The sequence below is a fragment of the Sporolactobacillus laevolacticus DSM 442 genome, assembly GCF_000497245.1.
GTDB classification, from domain to species: domain Bacteria; phylum Bacillota; class Bacilli; order Bacillales; family Sporolactobacillaceae; genus Sporolactobacillus; species Sporolactobacillus laevolacticus.
In genome coordinates this window covers 22,503-48,287 of record NZ_AWTC01000020.1, presented here as the reverse complement: position 1 = coordinate 48,287, position 25,785 = coordinate 22,503, and the positions used below count along the sequence as shown (strand labels likewise).

Here is a 25,785-nt window from a genome sequence, read left to right as displayed (position 1 = left end):
TCATGAACGATATCCTGATTGTCGATGGCTACAACGTCATAGGCGCTTGGACTGAATTGAAAGCATTACAGAAAAATGATTTTGAGAGTGCCCGGGATATGCTGATTGATAAGCTTTCAGAGTACCAGGCAGTAACCGGCTGGCGCGTGATCCTGATTTTTGATGCTTATTTGATTTCTGGAAAAGAGACCAAAACGAAGAAATCAAAGGTCGAGGTCATATACACCAAGAAAAGCGAGAAAGCAGATCAGAAAATTGAAGGACTGATCAAAAAACTGCAAAATGTGAAGACGCGTATTCATGTGGCAACTTCGGACATGGCCGAACAGTGGGCTGTGTTTTCACAGGGGGCCTTGCGTAAACCTTCTCGTGAACTTATCGAAGAAATTGGCAAAATTGAGCGTGAGATTGGGAAGAGTACCATGAATGAGCGGCCGGCGGCACAAAAGACAAAAATCTACCTTGACGAGGCGACACGTGAAAAATTAGAGCGGATGCGCAGAGGTTTTTGAATTTTCTTGACGATTTAAAAAATTCTAATGTATAATGTTCTAACAAAAGGCATCATTGTGCTCGGGGGGATTAAAGATGAGTTATGATCCAGTTAAGGCAAATGCAGCATTTGTTTCGCTAGATGACGCAGAAATCTTGAAAGCGGTTCATGAAGGAAATAACCAGGCCCTGGAGTATCTCATTTTTAAATATAAGAACTTTGTTCGCGCCAAAGCGAAAGCTTATTTTCTTGTAGGTGCGGATCGGGAAGACATCATCCAGGAAGGCATGATCGGACTTTTTAAGGCGATCCGCGACTACAGGGGGGACAAGCTCGCCTCGTTTAAGGCGTTCGCGGAATTGTGCATCACGCGGCAGATGATCACGGCCGTCAAAACGGCGACCCGCCAAAAGCATATTCCTCTCAATTCCTATGTATCTTTAGATAAACCGATTTATGACGAAGAATCCGAACGCACATTGATGGACGTCGTTTGCGAGACTCAATCAACAGACCCAGAGCAGATGTTGATCAGCCGTGAAGAGTACGATGACATTGAGGAGAAACTTTCACGTGTTCTGAGCGATTTAGAACGGCAGGTTTTGAGGCAATACCTTGATGGAAGGACGTACCAGGAGATTTCTGTTGATTTAAAACGTCACGTGAAATCAATTGACAATGCTTTGCAGCGTGTGAAGAGAAAACTCGAGCATTGCATGCAGCTTCAAGAATTCAGCCTATGAATCTGTATCAACCTGCTCCATATTGCTTTATTGACAGGCTATATCCTTTGTGATACAGTGAACGCAGTATATGACGAACAACAAGAGAGGCGGATTTTCGCCTTTCTTTCTTTTGTAAAAAAAATGTGAGCAGTTTCTTTCGCAGCTCGCAACGAAGAAAATGAGTTAGCGTCTCAGAGAAAGAACTGGGAAAAAGAAATATGGAGCAAATCCATAAAGTTTTTTGAAATTGCAAGACAAATACAATGCAACGGACACCGAAATTATCTGATTAGCGGAGGTAACACGCTATGGCTAGCATTATCAAAGGAACCGGAAAATTTTTCCAAGATATTGTCGCTGAATCAAAAAAAATTACTTGGCCGACACGCAAGGAAATGCTGAGGTACACAGTTACGGTAATCGTGACTGTTATCTTCCTGGCTCTCTTTTTTGTTGTCATCGATCTGGGAATCTCCCAGCTTCTGCGCGTGATCACAAATCAATGATTGATTTTTCCCGCTAACGGGCGAACAGTCAATCATTTGGAGGAAGAAAGATATGGAAAAGAACTGGTATGTTGTTCACACATACTCGGGCTATGAAAACAAAGTAAAAACCAACCTTGAGAAAAGGGTTGAATCCATGGGCATGGCGGATAAAATCTTCCGCATTCTTGTACCGATGGAAGAAGAAACCGAGATTAAGAATGGTCAGAAGAAAACAGCAATGCGCAAGGTTTTTCCTGGCTATGTCCTGACAGAAATGGTCATGACCGACGATTCCTGGTATGTGGTTCGAAATACGCCGGGCGTCACAGGATTTGTCGGATCAACAGGTGCCGGATCAAAACCGATTCCGCTTCTGCCAGATGAGGTTGATTCAATCCTCAAGCAAATGGGACTCAAGGAACGGGTCACCGATGTCGATTTCGCTTTGAAAGAGCAAGTTAAAGTGAAAGAAGGTCCATTTGCCGACTTTATCGGAAGCGTAGAGAGCATCGATGAAGAAAAAAGTAAGCTGAAAGTTCATGTGAATATGTTTGGACGCGAAACACCGATTGAACTTGATTTCAATCAGGTTAAGAAACTTGATTAAGTAAATTTTTGACGGGTAAACGCAAAAGTTGTCTGATCAATCCTTGCAATTTGTGACTGCCGATTGTATAATCTTGATGTTTGTATGATTTAATCCGATCTCACCATCGCAAGTCACATGAAGTGTAATAAGCCATAGAGGTAATGTAGGAGTGGGAGGGGAAGACCCGTACCACAAATTGTGTAGGGAGGTGCTCTCATGGCAAAGAAAGTAATTAAGCTTGTTAAGCTGCAAATTCCAGCAGGAAAAGCAAATCCGGCTCCGCCAGTTGGTCCGGCATTGGGCCAGGCGGGCGTTAACATTATGGGCTTTTGTAAAGAATTCAACGCTCGGACATCAGATCAAGCAGGTCTGATCATTCCGGTTGTTATTACTGTTTATGAAGACCGTTCGTTTACGTTCATCACAAAAACACCGCCGGCTGCCGTTCTGCTTAAGAAAGAAACCGGCATTCCATCCGGTTCAGGCACGCCGAATACGAAAAAAGTTGCGACGATCAAACGTGATAAAGTACGTGCGATTGCCGAACTGAAAATGCCCGATCTGAATGCGGCAAATGTTGAATCTGCGATGCGCATGGTTGAAGGAACTGCGCGCAGCATGGGTATCGTTGTCGAAGACTGATCAGGCACAACACAGATAAAACAGATGTTTTGTCCGTGTCTTTTTGTTTATGGTTGGTGGGAGGTCATATACAAACCGTTAATACCACGAAGGAGGAATTCAAATGGCTAAAAAGGGTAAAAAGTATCAAGAACAAGCTAAAGCAGTTGATCGTGCAAAAGCATACGATATCGACGAAGCCGTTAGCTTGGTGAAGAAAATCGCTTCTGCTGGTTTTGATGAATCTGTTGATGTCGCTGTCCGTTTGGGCGTTGACACACGAAAAAATGACCAACAGGTTCGCGGTGCTGTTGTACTGCCAAACGGTACAGGTAAAACACAGCGCGTTCTCGTATTCGCCAAGGGTGAAAAAGCGAAGGAAGCGGAAGCTGCCGGAGCAGATTACGTTGGTGAAGCAGAATATGTAGAAAAAATTAGCGGCGGCTGGTTTGACTTTGACGTAGTCGTTGCGACACCGGACATGATGGCTCAGGTCGGCCGTCTCGGACGTGTGCTCGGACCTAAGGGCCTGATGCCAAACCCGAAGACGGGTACGGTAACCTTTGATGTTGATAAAGCTGTTAAAGAAATCAAAGCAGGTAAAGTTGAATACCGCGCTCAGAAAGACGGCAACGTTCACGTTCCGATCGGCAAGGTATCATTTGAAGACGAAAAACTGGTTGAAAACTTCAAGGTGCTGATTGATACGCTTGTGAAGGTTAAACCAGCTGCAGCTAAGGGTACCTACCTGAAGAATATTGCGATTTCTTCAACGATGGGACCTGGCGTGAAGATTTCGACTGCTTCTGTAAGATAAACAAAGCATTTGAGAAATTCGGGTTGACAGACCGTGTCGAACTCAATATAATGTTTTGTGTTGTATAAATTGAATGAACAACCGTAGACAGCAGGGGCATTGTACATGCTTAAATTATCCCGGCCGAGGTTTAGCAAATTCTTGATAACTTTTGGTTTGATAGATCGCGCCCTCGTGTCTCCGGACAGAGGGCTTTTTTGATGGGCCTAAAAGTGGGGGAAAACTGATACGGATAAAATGCGAACGAGGAGGTGCGAAGAACCATGAGTAACGAAAAAGTCTTAGAAGAAAAAAAGAAAGTCGTTGATGAAATTGCCGGAAAGTTAAAAGACAGTGTGGCAACGATCGTTGTTAACTATCGCGGACTTTCTGTGGCAGAAGTTACGGAACTGCGCAAACAGCTGAGAGAAGCAAACGTGGACTATAAAGTATACAAAAACACTTTTGCACGCCGCGCGACAGCTATTGCCGGCCTTTCAGAACTTGACGAAGCACTGACGGGACCAACTGCCGTTTCATTCAGCAAAGAAGACGTTATTGCTCCAGCAAAGGTATTGTACAACTTTGCAAAGGATCATGAAGCTCTTGAAATTAAAGCAGGTGTCATCGAAGGCAAACTTGCTTCGGTTGATGAAATCAAGGCTCTTGCAGAACTGCCATCGAAAGAAGCTCTTCTTTCTATGCTGGCCAACGTTCTTCAGGCTCCAATCCGCAACTTCGCTTTGGGTGTCAAAGCCGTTGCCGAACAGAAAGAACAAGAAGCTTAACTTTAAGAAAATTGTTTAAAGAAGTTTGTTAAAACAAAACGAATAATGAGGAGGATTATATACAATGACTAAAGAAGAAATCATTGGCGCGATTAAAGAAATGTCCGTTCTTGAATTGAACGATCTCGTTAAAGCAATTGAAGAAGAATTTGGTGTAACTGCAGCAGCTCAGGTAGCTGTTCAGGCTGGTGCAGGTGCCGCAGCAGCAGAAGAGCAAACAGAATTTGATGTTATTCTTGCTGACGCAGGCGCTCAAAAGATTAAGGTTATCAAAGTTGTCCGCGAAATCACAGGTCTTGGCCTGAAAGATGCAAAAGCACTTGTTGACGGTGCTCCAAGCCCTGTAAAAGAAGGCGCTGCTAAGGAAGAAGCCGAAGAAATTAAAGGCAAACTCGAAGAAGTAGGCGCAAAAATAGAACTGAAATAAGTTCTTGCTAAGGCCCGCGCTTGCGCGGGCCTTTTCTTTTTCTCGGAAAAGTATGTTATAGAATGAATTTTGATTGCAGCTTGTAACTTGCTTATGGATAATAAATGTCCGACTTTCAGAGGGAATGAGATTTATGAATGAACACTATTATTCGGAACACCCCCATGTGGAGAGCAACCCGCATTTCCTAAAAACAACATTACGCAGTCTAGATCTAATTTTTACGACCGATGCGGGTGTTTTCTCAAAGAATGCGATTGATTTTGGCTCGAAATTGCTGATCGAAACGTTTCGCGAGCCGGCCGTTCCGGGAGATCTATTGGATATGGGATGCGGATATGGCCCGATAGGGATTACGCTAGCGAAGTCATTTCCCACTCGGAGAGTAACAATGGTCGATATTAATGAACGCGCGGTGGCGCTTACCGAGAAAAACGTTAAGGACAATCAAGTGGAGGCAGTTGTATTTCAAAGTTCTTTGTTCGAACGGGTATCCGGCGATTTCGCTGCGATCGTCACTAATCCGCCAATCCGTGCCGGAAAGCGTGTTGTCCAGCAAATTTTTACTGAAGCCCATCAATTCTTAAAATCACAAGGTGAGCTTTGGATTGTGATTCAAAAAAAACAGGGCGCACCATCTGCACTAAAGATGCTGCAGACTCTGTATGGCCGTGTCGATGTTGTCGCTAAGAAAAAAGGATATTATATTCTTTGCGCAAAAAAAGTTTGACAACAAATATTGTCTATGATATTATGTCTTAATGCTAACATTGATCTATTTGTAGGTATAGGGATCCCTTTTTTAGGGAAAACTAATCAAATAATTTTTGGACTGCGGTAAGCTCAGATGTTCGGTTTGCCGATTTTTTCAATATGCTTGATTTGAGGGGTGAAATAGTTGACAGGTCAACTCGTACAATACGGACGCCACCGCCAACGCAGGAGCTACGCTCGGATTAAAGAAGTGCTGGAACTCCCTAATCTTATTGAAATTCAGACCGCCTCCTATCAGTGGTTCCTTGACGAAGGAATCCGAGAAATGTTTCAGGATATTTCTCCGGTGGAAGATTTTACGGGAAATCTTATCTTGGAATTTGTCGACTATAGTTTGGGAGAACCAAAGTATTCAGTTGACGAATCAAAGTCGCGTGATGTGACTTATGCCGCACCACTGCGCGTTAAAGTTCGGCTGATCAATAAAGAGACTGGCGAAGTGAAAGAACAGGAAGTATTCATGGGTGACTTCCCTCTGATGACAGAGGCTGGGACGTTCATTATCAATGGAGCGGAACGTGTTATTGTTTCTCAGCTTGTTCGCTCGCCAAGTGTCTACTTCAACGAGAAAGTCGATAAGAATGGTAAGAAAGGCTTTGGCGCAACGGTTATCCCTAACCGCGGCGCATGGCTTGAATATGAGACAGACGCAAAAGACGTCGTCTATGTAAGAATCGACCGTACAAGGAAAGTGCCAGTAACGGTTCTTTTGCGTTCTCTTGGATTCAGCACAGATCAGGAGATTATCGATCTTCTAGGTGATGACGAGTATCTGAGAAATACTTTGGAAAAAGACAACACCGACAGCACGGATAAGGCGCTTGTTGAAATTTACGAACGTCTGCGCCCGGGGGAACCGCCGACTGTAGAAAACGCGAAGAGCTTGCTCGAAGCACGGTTCTTTGATCCAAAGCGCTATGATCTGGCGAATGTCGGACGTTATAAAATGAACAAGAAGCTTCACATCAAAAACAGATTGTTTAATCAGAGACTCGCTGAGAAACTGGTTGATCCGGAAACCGGAGAAATCGTTGCTGATGAAGGAACGCTACTTGACCGCCGGACACTCGACCGCCTATTGCCGACGATCGAGAAAAAGTTGGGATTTGTGGACTATACACCAACTGAAGGTGTTATTGCGGGACAGACGATTAATGTTCAGAAAATCAATGTCTACTCACCACTTGATGAAGATAAGGGAAAAGTGGTCAGCATTATGGGCAACTGCGTGATTGACCGATCAATCAAGCACATCACGCCGGCCGACATTCTTTCCTCGATCAACTATTTCTTTGATTTGCTTCATGGAATCGGTGATACCGATGATATCGATCACCTGGGTAATCGTCGTCTCAGATCCGTTGGCGAGCTGCTGCAAAATCAGTTCCGTATCGGGTTATCGCGAATGGAACGTGTGATTCGTGAACGCATGTCGATTCAAGATACGAACAGTATCACTCCTCAGGCGCTAATCAATATTCGACCGGTTATCGCCTCTATTAAGGAATTCTTCGGCAGTTCACAGCTTTCACAGTTCATGGATCAGACCAACCCTCTGGCCGAATTGACCCATAAACGTAGGCTGTCTGCCCTTGGACCTGGCGGTTTGACAAGAGAGCGCGCCGGCATGGAAGTGCGTGACGTTCACTACTCTCACTATGGACGTATGTGCCCAATTGAAACGCCTGAAGGACCGAACATCGGCTTGATCAACTCGCTATCCAGCTATGCGCGAGTGAATAAATACGGCTTTATTGAAACACCGTATCGCCGCGTAGATCCGGATACGGGAAGGGTAACTGAGCATATTGATTACCTGACGGCTGATGAAGAAGATAACTATGTTGTTGCTCAGGCAAACGCTGAACTGAGTGAAGCCGGCGAATTTCTGGATGACCACATTCTCGCGCGCTTCCGTAGCGAGAACTTGGTTGTTCATAAAGATCGTGTTGACTACATGGACGTGTCGCCAAAGCAGGTTGTCTCAGTCGCTTCGGCATGTATTCCATTCCTAGCCAATGACGACTCAAACCGTGCTTTGATGGGCGCTAACATGCAGCGTCAGGCCGTTCCACTGCTTCGTCCGGAAGCGCCACTTGTTGGAACGGGTATGGAATATGTATCAGCTCGTGACTCAGGTGCTGCTATTCGTTCGAAATTCCGTGGACGCGTTGAATATGTTTCTGCACGTCAAATCAAAATCCGTACATTGGAAACGATTGACGGACATGAAACTGAGGGCGATGTAGTTTCTTATAAGCTCTCGAAATTCGAACGCTCAAACCAAGGCATGTGCTACAACCAAAAACCGATTGTTGAAAAAGGCACGGTCGTTGATAAAGGCGAAATCATCGCAGATGGCCCTTCGATGGACGAAGGCGAACTCGCGCTAGGCCGTAACGTTCTTGTTGGTTTTATGACTTGGAACGGATATAACTATGAAGATGCCGTCATCATGAACGAGAGACTTGTAAAAGATGATGTGTACACTTCTATTCATATTGAAGAATATGAATCTGACGCCCGTGATACGAAACTCGGGCCGGAAGACATTACCCGTGACATCCCTAATGTAGGCGAAGATGCACTGAAGAACTTGGATGATCGTGGTATTATTCGTATCGGTGCTGAAGTACGCGATGGCGATATTCTCGTCGGTAAAGTAACACCAAAAGGGGTTACGGAACTTACCGCAGAGGAACGCTTACTCCATGCAATTTTCGGTGAAAAAGCACGTGAAGTACGTGATACATCGCTGAAGGTTCCACATGGCGGTGGCGGTATTGTTCATGATGTCAAGATTTTCACACGTGAAGCCGGCGATGAACTGCCGCCAGGTGTGAACGAACTTGTCCGCGTGTATATCGTTCAGAAACGTAAAATTCACGAAGGAGATAAAATGGCTGGACGCCACGGAAACAAAGGTGTCATTTCCAAAATCCTTCCTGAGGAAGATATGCCGTTCCTGCCAAGCGGACGTCCGCTTGATATCATGCTTAACCCACTGGGTGTACCTTCACGTATGAACATTGGTCAGGTGCTGGAACTTCACCTTGGTATGGCTGCTCGCGAAATGGGTATCCACATTGCAACACCGGTATTTGACGGTGCACGAGAAGAAGATGTCTGGAGCACGCTTGAAGAAGCTGGATTGTCACGAGACGGCAAGACCGTGCTTTACGATGGACGTACGGGTGAAGCATTTGATAACCGCGTATCAGTAGGTGTCATGTATATGATCAAGCTGGCGCACATGGTTGATGATAAGCTGCACGCACGTTCAACAGGCCCATACTCATTGGTTACTCAGCAGCCGCTCGGTGGTAAAGCACAGTTTGGTGGTCAGCGTTTTGGTGAAATGGAAGTTTGGGCGCTCGAAGCCTACGGCGCAGCGCACACACTCCAAGAAATTCTGACTGTTAAATCGGATGATGTTGTCGGTCGTGTGAAGACTTATGAATCTATTGTCAAAGGTGAAAATGTGCCTGAACCAGGTGTGCCTGAATCATTCAAGGTACTGATTAAGGAACTCCAAAGCCTTGGCATGGATGTTAAGGTTCTTGATTCCGATCATTCAGAAATTGTCATCAAAGAACTCGAGGACGAAGAAGAGACACTAGATGACAGCCTGAACGTGCAAGTCTGAGTACCATTGAATCAACCTCTTATAAGGCGCGATGAGGAGGATCGGAAGACAAGAATGACGGTTCTTTCGATTCTGTGCACACCGCCCAACATACAACAACTCGGTGAACTAAAGCGATGGCACTTATGCCAGACACTGAAAATATAAGGGAGGTTGCCCCCTTGCTGGATGTCAATAAATTTGAGTTTATGAAGATTGGTTTAGCGTCACCTGATAAAATCAGGTCCTGGTCTCATGGCGAAGTCAAGAAGCCGGAGACAATCAATTATCGAACATTGAAGCCAGAAAAGGACGGCCTTTTCTGCGAACGGATTTTTGGGCCGACTAAAGACTGGGAATGCCACTGCGGAAAGTATAAACGCGTCAGGTACAAAGGCGTCGTTTGCGACCGTTGCGGTGTTGAAGTGACACGTGCGAAGGTCCGCAGAGAACGCATGGGCCACATTGAACTTGCGGCTCCGGTTTCTCACATTTGGTACTTCAAAGGTATTCCAAGCCGTATGGGCCTCTTGATGGATATGTCCCCGAGAGCTTTGGAAGAAGTCATCTACTTTGCATCTTACGTAGTGACTGAACCGGGAGATACTCCGCTTGAGAAAAAACAGCTGCTGTCTGAAAAAGAGTACCGCAGTTACCGTGAAAAGTACGGCAACGCCTTTAAAGCTGGTATGGGCGCAGAATCAATTAAAAAACTTCTTCAGGATGTCGATTTGGACAAAGAATCGGAAGCACTGCAGGAGGAATTAAAAAGTGTTCAAGGCCAGAGAAGAACCCGTGCGGTAAAAAGGCTTGAAGTGGTTGAAGCATTCCGCGAATCTGGAAACGAACCATCTTGGATGATTCTTGATGTGCTGCCTGTTATTCCTCCTGAACTGCGTCCAATGGTTCAGCTTGATGGCGGTCGTTTCGCAACTTCCGATCTTAATGACCTTTATCGAAGAGTTATTAACCGGAACAATCGTCTTAAACGCCTTCTTGAACTTGGTGCGCCAAGTATTATTGTCCAAAACGAAAAACGTATGCTGCAGGAAGCGGTCGATTCACTTATTGATAACGGCCGTCGTGGCCGTCCGGTTACCGGACCCGGTAACAGACCGCTGAAATCACTTTCCCACATGTTAAAGGGAAAACAAGGCCGCTTCCGCCAGAACCTTCTGGGAAAACGTGTCGACTATTCAGGTCGTTCCGTTATTGCCGTTGGCCCAACATTGCAGATGTATCAATGCGGATTGCCGAAAGAAATGGCTTTGGAACTGTTCAAACCATTTGTCATGAAAGAACTGGTTAGCCGTGGCATCGCAAACAACATTAAGAGTGCGAAGCGTAAGGTGGAAAAGATCCATGCTGATGTTTGGGGTGTTCTTGAAGATGTGATTAAAGAGCATCCTGTATTGCTGAACCGTGCCCCAACGCTGCACCGACTAGGTATTCAGGCTTTCGAACCGAGAATAGTAGAAGGACGCGCGATTCGTCTTCACCCGCTTGTATGTACTGCATACAATGCGGACTTTGATGGTGACCAGATGGCCGTTCACGTGCCGCTTTCTGCTGAAGCACAGGCAGAAGCCCGCTTGCTGATGCTTGGCGCACAAAATATCTTGAATCCTAAAGACGGAAAGCCAATTGTTACGCCATCTCAGGATATGGTGCTTGGTAACTACTATCTAACGCTTGAACGTAAAGGCGCTGTTGGCGAAGGTAAGATTTTCAAGGACGTTAATGAAGTGATGCTCGCCTATTACAATGGCTATGTACACTTGCATTCACGTATTGCGATTCCTGCTGCTGCAACACATAATCCAACGTTCACAGAAGAGCAGAACAAGCAATATTTGCTGACGACGGCAGGCAAGCTGATTTTCAATCACGTTCTGCCACCAGCGTTTCCGTATATTAATGAACCAACGGATCAAAATCTTCAAGTGGCGACTCCGGACAAATTCTTTGTTCCGATGGGCTCCGATATTCCAAAGGAAATCGCGTCCCGTGAAGAAATTCCGCCGTTCAAAAAAGGTTATCTGGGACATATCATTGCAGAAGTATTCAAAAGCTATAAAGTTACAGAAACTTCTAAGTTCCTTGATCGTCTAAAAGCACTTGGATTCCAATATTCAACGAAGGCCGGCATAACGGTCGGTGTGTCCGACGTTATCGTGCTTCCTGAGAAGAAAGAAATCCTGGATGAAGCCGAAGAGAACGTACAGAAAGTAACAAAACAGTTCCGCAGAGGCTTGATCACCGAAGATGAACGCTATGAACGCGTTGTCGGCATCTGGAGTGACGCGAAAGACACGATTCAGTCTAAGCTGATGAACTCCCTGGTTAAGACGAACCCAATCTTTATGATGAGTGACTCTGGGGCCCGAGGAAATGCTTCGAACTTTACACAGCTTGCCGGTATGCGTGGACTGATGGCCGATCCATCCGGCCGTATTATTGAATTGCCGATTATCTCAAGTTTCCGTGAAGGTTTGACCGTGTTGGAATACTTCATCTCAACGCACGGTGCTCGAAAAGGACTTGCCGATACAGCACTCAAGACTGCAAACTCAGGTTATCTGACTCGGCGTCTTGTTGACGTTGCCCAGGACGTTATTGTCCGGGAAGACGATTGCGGAACGGACCGCGGCATTGTTGTTCATGCAATCCGTGAAGGAAACGAAGAAATTGAAAGTCTTTATGATCGATTGGTTGGCCGTACGGCGAATCAGATCGTATATCATCCGGACACAGATGAAGTGCTGGTTGAGAAAGACGGGCTGATCACTGAAGATATCGCGTCGAAAATTGTTGAAGCAGGAATCACAGAAGTTGAAATCCGTACAGTATTTACTTGTGAAACACGACACGGTGTCTGCAAGAAATGCTACGGCCGGAACTTGGCAACAGGCTCTGAAGTTGAAGTGGGTGAGTCTGTTGGTATTATCGCGGCTCAATCGATCGGTGAACCTGGTACCCAGCTGACGATGCGTACGTTCCATACCGGTGGTGTGGCTGGAGACGACATCACTCAAGGTCTCCCTCGTATCCAAGAATTGTTCGAGGCGAGAAATCCGAAAGGGCAAGCTGTCATTTCGGAAATTGAGGGAACCGTCACATCGATCAGTGAACTGAAAGATAAGCGAGAAGTCGTTATCAAGGGTTCAATGGAAACAAGAAACTATACTGTTCCGCTTAGTGCACGCATGAAGGTCGGCGAAGGCAGTGAAATTAAAGCCGGTGAAGCGATCAATGAAGGATCAATTGATCCAAAAGAATTGCTCCACGTTGTCGGATTGCAAGGCGTACAAAACTACTTGCTTCGTGAAGTTCAGAAAGTTTACCGTATGCAGGGTGTAGAAATCGGCGACAAGCACGTTGAAGTTATGGTGCGCCAAATGATGCGCAAGATTCGTGTCATTGACAGTGGTGATACTTCCGTATTGCCGGGAGCACTTGTTGACATCCACCGCTTTAAGGACGACAACCGTGATGTACTGCTTCATCGTAAAATGCCGGCTACCGGACATCCGGTACTGCTCGGTATTACCAAAGCAGCGCTTGAAACAGATTCCTTCCTGTCTGCCGCTTCATTCCAGGAAACAACACGCGTGCTGACGGATGCTGCTATCAAGGGCAAGGTTGATGAATTGCTTGGATTGAAAGAAAATGTTATTATCGGTAAACTGATTCCTGCGGGAACAGGGATGCCGAAGTATCGCAATGTTGTGGTAGAAACTGAAGATAGTGTAGAAGGAACAGATACAAACGCTGAACCGGCAGAAGCATTGATCAAACAAGAAAGTTGATTCCGCCATTGACAATAGTCAATCGCCGGTGCTATTATATCTGAGTGTTCTTTTACACTTGTTACTTTGGAGGATGCACGGTGATGTCTTATGAAAAAGTGACACAATCAAAGGACGAAATCATTATTGGCACGAAACAGGCAATTAAAGCTTTGAAAGAGAACCGAGTTAAAGAGGTTATCATAGCTGAAGATGCTGACGTTCGAGTCACCAATAAAGTACTGACACTTGCGGAAGAATTGAAAGTGCCTGTGAGCACTGTGGCCTCAATGAAGAAATTAGGCCAGGCTTGCGGCATTGAAGTCGGAGCATCGGCTGTTGCGATAAAAAAATGATGTTTTTGCAAGAGAAAATCTTGCAAAAACACTTTTTTGCGCGAGAAAAGAACCGCCTGGATCAGTGGGTTTAGAAAATCGGAAGGAGGAACAGGTAAATGCCTACAATTAATCAATTAATTCGTCAAGGACGCAAGTCAAAAATCAGAAAGTCTACGGCTCCTGCGTTGAACAGTGGTTACAACAGTTTCAAGAAATCGTTGACTGATGATTTCGCTCCACAAAAGAGGGGCGTGTGCACCCGTGTTGGCACGATGACACCTAAGAAGCCAAACTCTGCGCTTCGTAAATATGCCCGTGTTCGTCTGTCAAACAACATTGAAGTCAATGCTTATATTCCGGGAATCGGCCACAATCTACAGGAACACAGTGTTGTTCTGATTCGCGGCGGACGTGTGAAGGACCTCCCTGGTGTGCGTTATCATATTATCCGCGGTGCTCTGGATACGGCTAGTGTTGTTGACCGTAAGCAAGGCCGCTCGAAATACGGCGCAAAGAAACCTAAGGCTTAATCACTACTAACTGGGAGGAGGAATTAACATGCCTAGAAAAGGCCCTGTCGAAAGACGCGATGTACTGCCTGATCCACTTTATAATTCCAAACTGGTCACTCGTCTGATCAACCGGATTATGGAAGACGGAAAAAAGGGAAAGGCACAAACCATTCTCTATCAGGCATTTGATCTGATCAAAGAACGCACAAATCAAGAACCTATGGAAGTGTTCGAACAGGCATTGAAGAACGTTATGCCAGTACTTGAAGTTAAAGCACGCCGTGTCGGCGGATCTAACTATCAGGTGCCGGTTGAAGTTCGTCCTGAACGTCGCACGACTTTAGGACTTCGCTACTTGGTCAACTATTCAAGACTTCGTGGAGAAAAAACGATGGTTGAACGTTTGGCTAATGAAATTATCGATGCATCGAACAATACAGGCGCATCTGTTAAGAAACGCGAAGATATGCACAAAATGGCTGAAGCTAATAAAGCTTTTGCACATTATCGCTGGTAAGATAACTAATAGGAAGGAGAGAAAACCATGGCAAGGGAATTCTCCTTGGAAAAGACGCGCAATATCGGTATCATGGCGCACATTGATGCCGGCAAGACGACGACAACTGAGCGTATCCTCTTCTATTCCGGACGTATCCACAAAATTGGTGAAACCCATGAAGGGGCTTCACAAATGGACTGGATGGATCAGGAAAAGGAACGCGGTATTACTATTACATCCGCGGCGACGACTGCGCAATGGAAGAACCATCGTATTAACATTATCGACACCCCGGGACACGTGGACTTCACCGTTGAAGTAGAACGTTCACTTCGTGTACTTGATGGTGCGGTGACGGTTCTTGACGCACAATCCGGCGTTGAACCTCAAACGGAAACCGTTTGGCGTCAGGCGACGACTTATGGCGTACCAAGAATTGTATTTGTTAACAAGATGGACAAAATCGGCGCAAATTTCCTTTATTCTTGCAAGACTTTGCATGAACGCCTTCAAGCCAATGCTCATCCGATTCAGTTGCCAATGGGTGCCGAAGACAACTATCAAGGTGAAATTGACTTGGTAACGATGCAGGCTTATGTCTATGAAGATGACCAAGGATCAATTGTAGATGCAGAAGAGATTCCTGCTGAATACAAGGAACAAGCCGAAGAATACCATGAAAAACTCATCGAAGCCGTTGCGGACGTAGATGACGAACTCATGGAAAAATACCTGAATGGTGAAGAAATCTCTGTAGAAGAATTGAAAACGGCAATTCGTAAAGCGACTTGTGCAGTTAAATTCTATCCGGTACTGTGTGGTACTGCCTTTAAGAACAAAGGTGTACAGCATGTTTTGGATGCCTGCATTGATTACCTACCGTCACCACTCGATGTTCCTGCGATTAAAGGTACTTTGCCGGATTCAGGCGAAGAAGCTTTGCGTCCTGCTGATGATGACGGACCATTCGCAGCATTGGCATTTAAAGTTATGACGGACCCATTTGTTGGTAAACTTACGTTCTTCAGAGTATACTCAGGAACGATCGAAGCGGGATCTTATGTACAGAACTCAACAAAAGATAACCGCGAACGTATGGGACGTATTCTTCAAATGCATGCTAACCACCGTAGCGAAATCAAAAAGGTTTACTCCGGTGACATTGCGGCAGCAGTTGGTTTGAAGAATACAACAACCGGAGATACACTGTGCGATGAGAATAACCTCATTGTTCTTGAATCAATGGAATTCCCTGATCCGGTTATCCACGTTGCTATCGAACCGAAATCGAAAGCAGACCAGGATAAGATGGGTATCGCTCTTGCAAAGCTTGCTGAAGAAGATCCTACTTTCAAAACGCATACTGATGAAGAGACAGGCCAAACCATTATCGGTGGTATGGGTGAGCTTCACCTCGACATTATCGTTGACCGTATGCGCCGTGAATTCAAAGTTGACGCGAACGTAGGTAACCCGCAGGTTGCTTATCGTGAAACGCTGACAAAAGCCGGCAGAGCCGAAGGTAAATTTATTCGTCAGTCCGGTGGACGTGGTCAATACGGTCACGTTTGGATCGAATTCGAACCGCAAAAAGAAGGCGAAGGATTCGTATTTGAAAACAAGATCGTCGGTGGTGTGGTTCCTCGCGAATACATCCCTGCGGTTGAAGTAGGACTTAAAGACGCACTGCAAAACGGATTGCTTGCCGGCTATCCGCTGATCGATGTGAAAGCAAGCCTCGTTGATGGATCCTATCACGATGTCGACTCCAGTGAAATGGCATTCAAGATTGCAGCTTCAATGGCGTTGAAAGCCGCTAAAAGTGTCTGCGCGCCAGTCATTCTTGAACCAATCATGAAAGTGGAAGTCAGCATGCCTGAAGAATATTTAGGAGATATTATGGGTGATATCACGAGCCGCCGCGGACGCGTTGACGGTATGGAAGCTCGCCAAGGCGTTCAGGTTGTAAGTGCCCATGTTCCTCTGGCAGAAATGTTTGGCTATGCAACGAACCTTCGTTCGGCTACTCAGGGCCGTGGAACATTCACGATGCAATTCGACCACTATGAAGAAGTGCCGAAGAGTGTCAGTGAGGAAATTATCAAGAAGGCAACTGGAGAATAATGATTTGAAAGTTTTGCCCGCTTGATAAAATAATTGTCACACCATTTGTTTTATTGTAAGCTAGGGAAGATGGCATAAGCTTGCCAACTTTCTTACTGCATATAAATTTTAAACTTTCTATTGAATTAAAGGAGGATAATACAATCCATGGCTAAAGAACATTATGAACGTACAAAACCGCATGTTAACATCGGTACAATTGGTCACGTTGACCACGGTAAAACAACTCTGACGGCTGCTATTACAACCGTATTGGCGAAATCAGGTAAAGCTCAGGCACGTGCTTATGATTCCATCGATGGTGCTCCTGAAGAACGTGAACGTGGTATCACGATTTCAACGGCTCACGTTGAATATGAAACTGATGCACGTCACTATGCACACGTTGACTGCCCAGGACACGCTGACTATGTAAAGAACATGATCACCGGCGCTGCTCAGATGGACGGCGGTATCCTCGTTGTTTCTGCTGTTGACGGCCCGATGCCTCAGACTCGCGAACACATTCTGCTTGCAAACCAAGTAGGTGTTCCTGCGATCGTTGTCTTCCTGAATAAGACTGACCAGGTTGACGATCCTGAACTTCTTGAACTCGTTGAAATGGAAGTTCGTGACCTTCTCAGCGAATATGACTACCCAGGTGACGATGTTCCTGTAATCAAAGGTTCTGCTTTGAAAGCATTGCAAGGCGATCCTGAAGAAGAAAAACACATCCTTGAACTGATGGATGCTGTTGACGAATACATCCCAACTCCTGTCCGTGAAAATGACAAGCCATTCATGATGCCTGTCGAAGACGTATTCTCGATCACAGGTCGTGGTACGGTTGCTACCGGCCGTGTTGAACGTGGTACGGTTAAAATCGGTGACGAAGTTGAAATCCTTGGTTTGACTGACGCTCCTAAGAAGTCCACTGTTACGGGTGTTGAAATGTTCCGTAAAACGATGGACTTCGCTGAAGCCGGCGACAACATTGGCGCACTGCTCCGTGGTGTTGACCGTGAAGGCATTGAACGTGGCCAGGTTTTGATTAAACCAGGTACCGTTACAGCACACAAGAAATTCAAAGCGCAAGTTTACGTACTGAAAAAAGAAGAAGGCGGACGCCATACTCCTTTCTTCACTAACTATCGTCCGCAATTCTACTTCAGGACGACTGACGTAACAGGTACTATCTCTCTTCCAGAAGGAACTGAAATGGTAATGCCTGGTGACAACGTTGAAATGGACGTTGATCTGCTTGCACCGATCGCTATCGAACAGGGAACGAAATTCTCTATTCGTGAAGGCGGCCGTACGGTAGGCGCCGGCTCTGTATCTGAAATCGTTGAATAATTGCTTGATTAAAAAGAACTCCCTTCGGGGGGTTCTTTTTTTTACCCTTTTAAATTGTATTTATTAATTGATCTTTAATGAAAAACTCTTTATAATGTAACAGTCACTGAAAAAAGTGGTGGTTCGCCTTGCTATGTGCCTATTATTTAGGTATAATAGTGAAGTTGGTTTTTTGGCAATGATGCGAGAGGTTGCAGATACACCCGGCTCCTTTGCCAAGGCGGGCTATCTGGAAATTTTCGTGGAGCAAGTCTATTTTTGAAAAATGGACGAAAAAAGGAGGGAATACAACATGGCAAAGCAAAAGATTCGCATTCGTTTAAAGGCATATGATCATCGTATTTTGGATCAATCCGCTGAAAAAATTGTGGAAACGGCAAAACGTTCAGGTGCAAAAGTATCCGGACCGATTCCGCTTCCTACAGAAAAATCGATTTATACGATTTTACGTGCGGTACACAAATACAAGGATTCACGTGAACAATTCGAAATGCGTACACACAAACGCTTAGTTGATATTGTTGAGCCTACACCTCAAACAGTAGATTCGTTGATGAGACTGGATCTGCCTTCAGGTGTCGACATTGAAATCAAATTATAATTCATTTAGAACAAACAGGAGGTGTTACGGATGAGCAAAGGAATCTTAGGCAAGAAAATCGGCATGACACAGATTTTTGCTGAAAACGGCGATGTGATTCCTGTTACGGTTGTCGATGTATCCGACAATGTGGTTCTTCAGAAGAAGACCGTTGAAACGGATGGATACGAAGCCGTACAGATCGGTTTTGATAATGCAAAAGCTTCTCGAATTACCAAACCGGCAAAAGGACACGCTGAAAAAGCTAAAGCCGAACCTAAGCGCTTCATTAAAGAAATCCGTAATGTAAATTTAGACGACTACGAATTAGGTAATGTAGTTGCCGCAGATACATTCAAAGCCGGAGACGTTGTTGATGTAACAGGAACGTCAAAAGGTAAGGGATATCAGGGACCGATTAAGAGAAATAACCAATCTCGCGGACCAATGACTCACGGTTCACGTTACCACCGTCGTCCAGGTTCCATGGGTGTTATCGATCCGGCCCATACTTTTAAAGGCAAGAAACTGGCAGGACGCATGGGTGGAGAAACCGTAACGGTTGAAAACCTCGTGATTGCCAAAGTTGATCTGGAACGGAAATTGATCCTCATCAGAGGTAATGTACCGGGCGCTAAGAAAAGCTATATTACAATAAAATCTGCACTTAAAGCAAAAGAAGCTAAATAAGAAGGGAGGACGCTTCCATGCCAAAATTAACTGTATTTGATCAAAAAGGCGCTGAAGTCGGAGCTGTCGAACTGGCAGACGCTGTATTCGGCATCGAACCAAATGAACATGTCGTTTACCAAGCAGTTGTCATGCAACAGGCATCCCAACGCCAAGGAACACATGCTGTAAAAAATCGCTCTGCTGTACGCGGCGGTGGCCGCAAGCCGTGGAAACAAAAGGGAACTGGCCGCGCACGTCAAGGCTCCATTCGCTCCCCGCAATGGGTCGGCGGCGGTACGGTATTCGGACCGACTCCACGCAGCTACGCTTACAAACTGCCTAAGAAAGTGCGCCGATTGGCAATTAAGTCGGTACTGTCAGGAAAAGCTGGAGACAACGACCTGATTGTACTGGACGCACTCACAATTGAAGCTCCGAAAACAAAAGAAATTGTCGCTTTACTGAACAACCTGTCTGTATCAGAAAAGGCATTGATTGTAACAAATGATGTTGACGAAACAGCCGTTTTGTCATCCCGCAACATTCCTGGTGTTAAGGTGCTTGCTGCAAACGAAGTCAATGTACTTGACGTTGTTGCACACAACAAGTTGATTGTCACCAAAGAAGCTGCGGCAAAGCTTGAGGAGGTGCTTGGATAATGAAGGATCCTCGCGATATTATAAAGCGCCCCGTGCTGACTGAACGTACGACTGACCAGATGGCCGATAAGAAATACACATTCGACGTTGATACAAAGGCAAACAAGTCTGAGATCAAACGTGCAGTAGAAGCCATCTTTGATGTGAAAGTCGTTAAAGTCAACACGTTGAACGTAAAAGGTAAGCCAAAACGTTACGGCCGCTATTCAGGCTATACAAATAACCGCAAAAAAGCCATTGTCACTTTGACGCCGGAAAGTAAAGAACTTAACTTCTACGAAGGCGAATAAGGAATATTAAAGAAGGAGGTTACTGATCGTGCCACTTAAAAAGTACAAACCGACATCCAACGGTCGCAGAAACATGACATCATTGGATTTCGCAGAAATTACAACGGATACGCCGGAAAAGTCATTGTTAACGTCGCTTCCTAAAAAAGCCGGCCGAAACAACCAAGGTAGATTAACGGTTCGCCACCAAGGCGGCGGCCACAAACGTCAATATCGTATTATTGACTTCAAACGTAATAAGGACGGCGTACCTGGCCGGATCGCGACAATCGAATATGATCCGAACCGTACGGCAAACATTGCCCTTGTTCATTACGTGGATGGAGAAAAACGTTACATCCTCGCACCAAAAGGCATTCAAGTGGGGACTGAAATCATGTCTGGCGTTGACGCTGACATCAAAGTCGGAAATGCACTTCCTTTGAAGAACATTCCAGTTGGTACCACGATTCACAATATCGAATTAAAACCTGGAAAAGGCGGACAACTCGTGCGTTCAGCAGGTACATCCGCTCAGATCCTTGGTAAAGAAGGCAAATACGTGCTGATTCGTCTGGTTTCAGGTGAAGTGCGTATGGTGCTTGAAACATGCCGCGCCACAATCGGCCAGGTTGGCAACCTTGAACATGAACTTGTTTCTGTTGGTAAAGCGGGCCGTTCTCGCTGGAAAGGCATTCGCCCAACCGTCCGTGGTTCTGTAATGAACCCGAACGATCACCCGCATGGTGGTGGTGAGGGTAAAGCTCCTGTAGGACGCAAGTCGCCAATGTCACCATGGGGCAAACCAACAATGGGTTACAAGACACGTAGCAAGAAAAATGCTTCTGAACAGTTTATTATCAGACACCGCAAGAAGAAATAAGTGCGTATAAATAGTTTATTTGGAAGGAGGCCTACTCATGAGCCGAAGCCTGAAAAAAGGACCTTTTGTCGATGATCACCTGATGACAAAAGTCGTTGCGTTGAATGAAAAAGACGAAAAAAGAGTCGTTAAAACCTGGTCCCGCAGGTCGACCATTTTCCCTGAATTTATCGGCCATACCATTGCCGTTTATGACGGACGCAAGCACGTGCCGGTGTACGTTACGGAAGACATGGTAGGACATAAACTCGGAGAATTTGCTCCGACTAGAACTTATCGCGGACACGTTGCTTCCGATAAGAAAACAAGTGCACGCTAACGAAAGGAGGAACTATGATGCAAGCAAAAGCTATCGCTAAACAAATTCGTATTGCTCCTCGTAAGGCGCGTCTTGTGATTGATCTTATCAGGGGCAAGGATGTCGGCTATGCTTTCGCTGTGTTGAAAAACACACAAAGAGCAGCATCACCGATCATTGAAAAAGTACTGAAATCTGCTGTTGCCAATGCGGAACATAACTATGATATGGATACAGATACCTTGTATGTAGAGCAGGCGTTTGTTGATGAAGGAGCTACACTGAAACGCTTCCGCCCACGCGCCCAGGGACGTGCGAGCAAGATCAACAAACGTACCAGCCACATTACAATTATTGTATCGGAAAAGAAGGAGGGATAACGCGTGGGTCAAAAAATTAATCCTATTGGATTCAGAATCGGAGTCATTCGCGATTGGGAATCCAAATGGTATGCTGATAAAGAATATGCGGAATATCTTCATGAAGATATCAAAATCCGTCAATATATCGAAAAGAAGCTGAAAGGCGCTGCTGTTTCCGGCATTGAACTGGAACGTGCTGCGAACCGGATTAACGTAACTATTAAGACGGCGAAACCAGGCATGGTCATCGGTAAAGGCGGCTCTGAAGTTGAAAATCTTCGGAAAGCGCTGAACGATCTTACTGGCAAACGTGTACACGTTAATATTTTTGAAATTAAACAAGCTGATCTTGATGCAAAACTTGTTGCTGAAAATATTGCTCGCCAGCTGGAAGGCCGTATCTCATGGAGACGTGCACAGAAGCAAACACTGCAAAGAGCAATGAGAGCAGGCGCAAAGGGTATTAAGACGCAATGTGCCGGACGCCTTGGCGGCGCAGACATGGCGCGTACAGAGGATTACAGTGAAGGAACTGTTCCGCTTCATACTTTGCGTGCCGACATTGATTATGGGACAGCAGAAGCTGATACCACATATGGCAAGATCGGTGTTAAAGTATGGATTTATCGCGGAGAAGTCCTTCCGACGAAAGGAACGACAAAGAAGGAAGGAGGCAAATAATTATGTTAATGCCTAAACGTACAAAGTATCGCAGACAGCACCGCGGCAGAATGCGTGGTCAGACAAAAGGCGGCGCTTCGGTAACTTTCGGTGAATACGGATTACAGGCGCTTGAATCCGCTTGGATTACGAGCCGCCAGATTGAAGCAGCGCGTATTGCAATGACACGTTTTATGAAGCGTGGCGGTAAAGTGTGGATCAAAATTTTCCCGCAAAAATCATACACAAAGAAACCTCTTGATGTCCGAATGGGTTCCGGTAAAGGTGCTCCTGAAGGATGGGTGGCTGTTGTAAAACCAGGCCGTGTTCTTTTTGAAGTCGGCGGTGTAAGTGAAGAAGTGGCAAGCGAAGCTTTAAGACTTGCAAGCCACAAATTGCCAATTAAAACGAAATTCGTGAAACGTGAAGAAGTGGGTGGTGACGCAAATGAAGGCTGAGGAAATTCGTAATTTGACCACTGCTGAAGTTGAAGAAAACGTTAAGTCCTTGAAGGAAGAATTATTTAATCTGCGTTTCCAGCTCGCTACCGGACAATTGGAAAATCCGGCTCGCATTCGTGAAGTCCGCAAATCCATTGCTCGCGCAAAAACGATTTTGCGTGAACGTGAATTGAATGTTCAAAACGGCTGAGAAGGAGGTTATCTGAATGGCAGAAGAAGCACGCAATAACGCGCGAAAAGTTCTGGTCGGTCGTGTTGTTTCAGACAAGATGGAAAAGACCATTACTGTGTTAGTTGAGACCTATAAGAACCACCGTCTCTATGGAAAGCACGTGAAATATTCTAAGAGATTCAAAGCACATGATGAAAATAATCAGGCTAAAGTCGGCGATATCGTTGAAATCGTTGAAACTCGCCCGCTTTCGAAAGATAAACGTTTTCGTCTTGTGAAAATCGTTGAGGAATCCGTTATTATCTGATCTGTCGGACACGTCCGAAGATCGAAGGGAGGTTGCACTGTATGATTCAGCAGGAAAGCCGTTTGAAAGTTGCCGATAATTCAGGTGCCCGTGAAGTCCTGACCATTAAGGTTCTGGGAGGATCAGGCCGCAAGACAGCAAATATCGGCGATGTAATCGTTGCTTCGGTAAAACAAGCAACACCAGGTGGCGTTGTCAAGAAGGGCGAAGTTGTGAGAGCAGTTGTCGTTCGTACGAGACATGGCGTGAGACGTACTGACGGTTCTTACATCCGTTTTGACGAGAACGCTGTTGTTTTGATCAAGGAAGACAAAAGCCCACGTGGCACGCGTATCTTTGGGCCAGTTGCCCGTGAATTACGTGACGGACAATTTATGAAAATCGTGTCTCTTGCACCGGAAGTATTGTAATTCTGAATGGTCAGGAAAAGGAGGTGGCATTTAACATGGCAAAACTGCATGTGAAAAAAGGCGATAAGGTTCAAGTCATTTCCGGCAAGGATAAAGGCAAACAAGGTGTGATTCTTGCAGCTTACCCGGCGAAGGAACGTGTGCTTGTTGAAGGTGTCAACATCGTCAAAAAGCATTCGAAACCGAGCCAGGCAGCTCCGCAAGGCGGCATCCTCGAACACGAGGCGCCAATTCACGTATCAAATGTTATGCTGCTTGATCCAAAAACAAATGAACCTACACGCGTGGGTCATAAAATAGTAGACGGAAAAAAAGTACGTGTTTCTAAAAAATCAGGCGAAGTCATCGAGTAAGCTGATTGTCTGTGAAAGGAGGTAAATACATGAGCCGTTTCAAAGAAAAGTACGACAAGGAAGTTGTTCCGGCCTTAGTTGAAAAGTTTAACTATACATCTGTTATGCAGGTGCCAGCAATCGAAAAAGTAGTCATTAATATGGGTGTTGGCGAAGCAGTCCAGAACTCCAAAGTCCTGGACAGCGCTGTTGAAGATCTGACCGCTTTAGCCGGCCAGAAACCAGTAATTACACGCGCAAAGAAATCCATCGCTGCATTCAAACTTCGTGAAGGTGTTGCGATTGGTACGAAAGTAACACTCAGGAAAGAACGCATGTATGACTTTCTTGATAAGCTGGTCACTGTTGCACTTCCTCGTGTACGTGACTTCCGTGGTGTGTCAAAGAAAGCATTTGATGGCCGCGGCAACTATACGCTAGGTATCCGCGAACAATTAATCTTCCCTGAAATTGATTATGACAAGGTTGATAAAGTGCGCGGTATGGACATTGTTATCGTTACGTCAGCAAACACTGATGAAGAAGCTGCAGAATTGCTTACATTGCTAGGCATGCCGTTCGTTAAAAAATCGTAAGGAGGATATGAATTTTGGCAAAAAAATCAATGCTTGTATCATCACATCGCCCAAAAAAATTCAAAGTGCAGGAATACACACGCTGTGAACGCTGCGGACGTCCTCATTCGGTTCTTAGGAAATTCAAATTATGCAGAATTTGTTTTCGCGAACTTGCCTATAAAGGACAAATCCCAGGTGTTAAAAAAGCTAGCTGGTAAAATTTTAAGTGATAGGGAAGGAGGTCGATTTGCATGGTCATGACAGATCCAATTGCAGATATGCTGACCCGCATTCGTAACGCCAATATTGTTCGCCATGAACAGATTGAGTTGCCAGGTTCCAGAATCAAGAAGGAGATTGCTGAGATCCTGAAACGCGAAGGATTTATCAAAGACGTGGAGTACATTGAAGATAACAAACAAGGTGTGCTTCGCTTGATTCTGAAATACGGTGGTAATAAAGAACGTGTTATTTCTGGATTGAAGAGAATCAGCAAGCCGGGCCTTCGCGTTTATGCGAAAGCCGATGAGGTGCCGAGAGTTCTTGGCGGCCTTGGTATTGCTCTTGTTTCAACGTCAAAAGGTATTATTACGGATAAAGAAGCACGTCAGCAAAAAGTTGGCGGCGAAGTGCTCGCTTACGTTTGGTAATTAGCAAACAAGAATGGAGGTGTCCTAATGTCTCGTATTGGTTTAAGACCGACTGCCGTTCCTGATGGTGTGACGGTTACGATTGATGGCCAGACTGTAACAGTCAAAGGCCCTAAAGGTGAATTATCCCGGAAGTTCCACCCGGACATGATCATCAAGCAAGAAAACAATGAAATAAAAGTTGAAAGACCAGATGACTCAAACCAGCACAAAGCTCTGCACGGTACGACGAGCAGTTTGATCAGCAATATGGTTGAAGGCGTGACGAAAGGCTTCGTTAAGAATCTGGAACTTGTCGGCGTTGGTTATCGTGCCAACAAACAAGGCAATAACTTGGTTTTAAATGTTGGCTACTCTCACCCGGTAGAAATCGTTCCTGAAGAAGGAATTGAATTAGCTGTTGAAGGCAATAACAAAGTTTCCGTCAGTGGAATTGACAAACAGCGTGTCGGCGAAGTTGCCGCAAACATTCGTTCCGTACGCTCACCGGAACCTTATAAGGGTAAAGGTATTCGCTACGAAGGCGAGAAAGTGCGCCGCAAGGAAGGCAAAACAGGTAAGTAATTCATT

32 protein-coding genes, 1 pseudogene and 1 other annotated feature are annotated in these 25,785 nt (G+C 45.4%); all 33 genes and pseudogenes read left to right on the top strand.

Features of this window, described 5'->3' with window-relative positions; translation table 11 throughout:
* The first annotated feature begins 2 nt into the window (after nt 1-2).
* The 33 genes and pseudogenes from P343_RS34420 to rplF all read left to right on the top strand — a co-directional run bounded on the left by P343_RS34420 (nt 3) and on the right by rplF (nt 25,779).
* The gene (locus tag P343_RS34420) at nt 3-512 is read left to right on the top strand and encodes an NYN domain-containing protein (RefSeq protein WP_023511473.1); all 510 of its coding nucleotides are present in this window, start codon (nt 3-5) and stop codon (nt 510-512) included.
* A gap of 76 nt (nt 513-588) precedes the next feature.
* Nucleotides 589-1,215, top strand: a pseudogene (gene sigH, locus P343_RS34415) (RNA polymerase sporulation sigma factor SigH); the annotation flags it as partial.
* 311 nt (nt 1,216-1,526) lie between these two features.
* Nucleotides 1,527-1,724 (top strand): preprotein translocase subunit SecE, encoded by a 198-nt coding sequence (gene secE / locus P343_RS34410; RefSeq protein WP_023511471.1) that lies wholly within the window; start codon nt 1,527-1,529, stop codon nt 1,722-1,724.
* A 52-nt stretch (nt 1,725-1,776) separates the two neighbouring features.
* The gene (gene nusG / locus P343_RS34405; protein ID WP_023511470.1) at nt 1,777-2,313 is read left to right on the top strand and encodes a transcription termination/antitermination protein NusG; all 537 of its coding nucleotides are present in this window, start codon (nt 1,777-1,779) and stop codon (nt 2,311-2,313) included.
* Between the two features lie 198 nt (nt 2,314-2,511).
* Nucleotides 2,512-2,937, top strand: coding sequence for a 50S ribosomal protein L11 (rplK, locus tag P343_RS34400; protein WP_023511469.1), 426 nt, complete (start codon nt 2,512-2,514; stop codon nt 2,935-2,937).
* A 103-nt stretch (nt 2,938-3,040) separates the two neighbouring features.
* Nucleotides 3,041-3,733, top strand: a complete 693-nt coding sequence (rplA, locus tag P343_RS34395; RefSeq protein WP_023511468.1) for a 50S ribosomal protein L1 — start codon at nt 3,041-3,043, stop codon at nt 3,731-3,733.
* 63 nt (nt 3,734-3,796) lie between these two features.
* Nucleotides 3,797-3,941, top strand: a sequence feature (ribosomal protein L10 leader region).
* Nucleotides 3,942-3,996: 55 nt separating this feature from the next.
* On the top strand, nt 3,997-4,500 hold the full coding sequence (gene rplJ, locus P343_RS34390; RefSeq protein ID WP_023511467.1) for a 50S ribosomal protein L10: 504 nt from the start codon (nt 3,997-3,999) through the stop codon (nt 4,498-4,500).
* A 64-nt stretch (nt 4,501-4,564) separates the two neighbouring features.
* Entirely contained in the window at nt 4,565-4,927 is a 363-nt protein-coding gene (gene rplL, locus P343_RS34385; RefSeq protein WP_023511466.1) for a 50S ribosomal protein L7/L12, read from the top strand.
* A gap of 133 nt (nt 4,928-5,060) precedes the next feature.
* Nucleotides 5,061-5,657 (top strand): class I SAM-dependent methyltransferase, encoded by a 597-nt coding sequence (locus tag P343_RS34380; RefSeq protein ID WP_023511465.1) that lies wholly within the window; start codon nt 5,061-5,063, stop codon nt 5,655-5,657.
* 168 nt (nt 5,658-5,825) lie between these two features.
* A complete protein-coding gene (rpoB, locus tag P343_RS34375) occupies nt 5,826-9,347 on the top strand; it encodes a DNA-directed RNA polymerase subunit beta (RefSeq protein ID WP_023511464.1) in 3,522 nt (1,173 codons plus the stop codon).
* A 161-nt stretch (nt 9,348-9,508) separates the two neighbouring features.
* The gene (gene rpoC / locus P343_RS34370; protein WP_023511463.1) at nt 9,509-13,135 is read left to right on the top strand and encodes a DNA-directed RNA polymerase subunit beta'; all 3,627 of its coding nucleotides are present in this window, start codon (nt 9,509-9,511) and stop codon (nt 13,133-13,135) included.
* 83 nt (nt 13,136-13,218) lie between these two features.
* A complete protein-coding gene (locus tag P343_RS34365; protein WP_023511462.1) occupies nt 13,219-13,470 on the top strand; it encodes a 50S ribosomal protein L7ae-like protein in 252 nt (83 codons plus the stop codon).
* 98 nt (nt 13,471-13,568) lie between these two features.
* Nucleotides 13,569-13,982 (top strand): 30S ribosomal protein S12, encoded by a 414-nt coding sequence (gene rpsL / locus P343_RS34360; RefSeq protein WP_023511461.1) that lies wholly within the window; start codon nt 13,569-13,571, stop codon nt 13,980-13,982.
* A gap of 28 nt (nt 13,983-14,010) precedes the next feature.
* The gene (rpsG, locus tag P343_RS34355) at nt 14,011-14,481 is read left to right on the top strand and encodes a 30S ribosomal protein S7 (protein WP_023511460.1); all 471 of its coding nucleotides are present in this window, start codon (nt 14,011-14,013) and stop codon (nt 14,479-14,481) included.
* A gap of 27 nt (nt 14,482-14,508) precedes the next feature.
* A complete protein-coding gene (fusA, locus tag P343_RS34350; RefSeq protein WP_023511459.1) occupies nt 14,509-16,587 on the top strand; it encodes an elongation factor G in 2,079 nt (692 codons plus the stop codon).
* A gap of 147 nt (nt 16,588-16,734) precedes the next feature.
* The gene (gene tuf / locus P343_RS34345; RefSeq protein ID WP_023511458.1) at nt 16,735-17,922 is read left to right on the top strand and encodes an elongation factor Tu; all 1,188 of its coding nucleotides are present in this window, start codon (nt 16,735-16,737) and stop codon (nt 17,920-17,922) included.
* Between the two features lie 292 nt (nt 17,923-18,214).
* Nucleotides 18,215-18,523 carry a 30S ribosomal protein S10 gene (gene rpsJ / locus P343_RS0119240; protein WP_010024543.1) on the top strand — a complete coding sequence of 103 codons (309 nt, stop codon included), beginning with the start codon at nt 18,215-18,217 and terminating at the stop codon, nt 18,521-18,523.
* A 30-nt stretch (nt 18,524-18,553) separates the two neighbouring features.
* Nucleotides 18,554-19,192 carry a 50S ribosomal protein L3 gene (gene rplC, locus P343_RS34340; RefSeq protein WP_023511457.1) on the top strand — a complete coding sequence of 213 codons (639 nt, stop codon included), beginning with the start codon at nt 18,554-18,556 and terminating at the stop codon, nt 19,190-19,192.
* Between the two features lie 17 nt (nt 19,193-19,209).
* Complete coding sequence (gene rplD, locus P343_RS34335; RefSeq protein ID WP_023511456.1) at nt 19,210-19,833, top strand: 50S ribosomal protein L4; 624 nt, start codon at nt 19,210-19,212, stop codon at nt 19,831-19,833.
* Nucleotides 19,833-20,123: a 50S ribosomal protein L23 gene (gene rplW, locus P343_RS34330; protein WP_023511455.1), complete on the top strand. Its 291-nt coding sequence runs from the start codon at nt 19,833-19,835 to the stop codon at nt 20,121-20,123. The genes rplD and rplW overlap by 1 nt, the downstream gene beginning before the upstream one ends.
* Nucleotides 20,124-20,151: 28 nt before the next feature.
* On the top strand, nt 20,152-20,985 hold the full coding sequence (rplB, locus tag P343_RS34325) for a 50S ribosomal protein L2 (RefSeq protein WP_023511454.1): 834 nt from the start codon (nt 20,152-20,154) through the stop codon (nt 20,983-20,985).
* Nucleotides 20,986-21,022: 37 nt separating this feature from the next.
* A complete protein-coding gene (rpsS, locus tag P343_RS34320; protein WP_023511453.1) occupies nt 21,023-21,304 on the top strand; it encodes a 30S ribosomal protein S19 in 282 nt (93 codons plus the stop codon).
* A 17-nt stretch (nt 21,305-21,321) separates the two neighbouring features.
* The gene (gene rplV, locus P343_RS34315) at nt 21,322-21,663 is read left to right on the top strand and encodes a 50S ribosomal protein L22 (protein ID WP_023511452.1); all 342 of its coding nucleotides are present in this window, start codon (nt 21,322-21,324) and stop codon (nt 21,661-21,663) included.
* Nucleotides 21,664-21,666: 3 nt separating this feature from the next.
* A complete protein-coding gene (gene rpsC / locus P343_RS34310) occupies nt 21,667-22,326 on the top strand; it encodes a 30S ribosomal protein S3 (RefSeq protein WP_023511451.1) in 660 nt (219 codons plus the stop codon).
* 2 nt (nt 22,327-22,328) lie between these two features.
* On the top strand, nt 22,329-22,763 hold the full coding sequence (gene rplP, locus P343_RS34305; RefSeq protein WP_023511450.1) for a 50S ribosomal protein L16: 435 nt from the start codon (nt 22,329-22,331) through the stop codon (nt 22,761-22,763).
* Nucleotides 22,753-22,956, top strand: coding sequence for a 50S ribosomal protein L29 (rpmC, locus tag P343_RS34300; RefSeq protein ID WP_023511449.1), 204 nt, complete (start codon nt 22,753-22,755; stop codon nt 22,954-22,956). Before rplP ends, rpmC begins: the two co-directional genes overlap by 11 nt.
* Before the next feature lie 16 nt (nt 22,957-22,972).
* Nucleotides 22,973-23,245: a 30S ribosomal protein S17 gene (rpsQ, locus tag P343_RS34295; protein WP_023511448.1), complete on the top strand. Its 273-nt coding sequence runs from the start codon at nt 22,973-22,975 to the stop codon at nt 23,243-23,245.
* 41 nt (nt 23,246-23,286) lie between these two features.
* The gene (gene rplN / locus P343_RS34290; protein ID WP_023511447.1) at nt 23,287-23,655 is read left to right on the top strand and encodes a 50S ribosomal protein L14; all 369 of its coding nucleotides are present in this window, start codon (nt 23,287-23,289) and stop codon (nt 23,653-23,655) included.
* A gap of 44 nt (nt 23,656-23,699) precedes the next feature.
* Entirely contained in the window at nt 23,700-24,008 is a 309-nt protein-coding gene (gene rplX, locus P343_RS34285) for a 50S ribosomal protein L24 (RefSeq protein WP_031264214.1), read from the top strand.
* 29 nt (nt 24,009-24,037) lie between these two features.
* Entirely contained in the window at nt 24,038-24,583 is a 546-nt protein-coding gene (rplE, locus tag P343_RS34280) for a 50S ribosomal protein L5 (RefSeq protein ID WP_023511445.1), read from the top strand.
* Between the two features lie 14 nt (nt 24,584-24,597).
* Complete coding sequence (locus P343_RS34275) at nt 24,598-24,783, top strand: type Z 30S ribosomal protein S14 (protein WP_010024562.1); 186 nt, start codon at nt 24,598-24,600, stop codon at nt 24,781-24,783.
* Between the two features lie 33 nt (nt 24,784-24,816).
* Nucleotides 24,817-25,215, top strand: a complete 399-nt coding sequence (gene rpsH, locus P343_RS34270) for a 30S ribosomal protein S8 (RefSeq protein WP_023511444.1) — start codon at nt 24,817-24,819, stop codon at nt 25,213-25,215.
* Between the two features lie 27 nt (nt 25,216-25,242).
* The gene (gene rplF / locus P343_RS34265) at nt 25,243-25,779 is read left to right on the top strand and encodes a 50S ribosomal protein L6 (protein ID WP_023511443.1); all 537 of its coding nucleotides are present in this window, start codon (nt 25,243-25,245) and stop codon (nt 25,777-25,779) included.
* Nucleotides 25,780-25,785 lie beyond the last annotated feature (6 nt).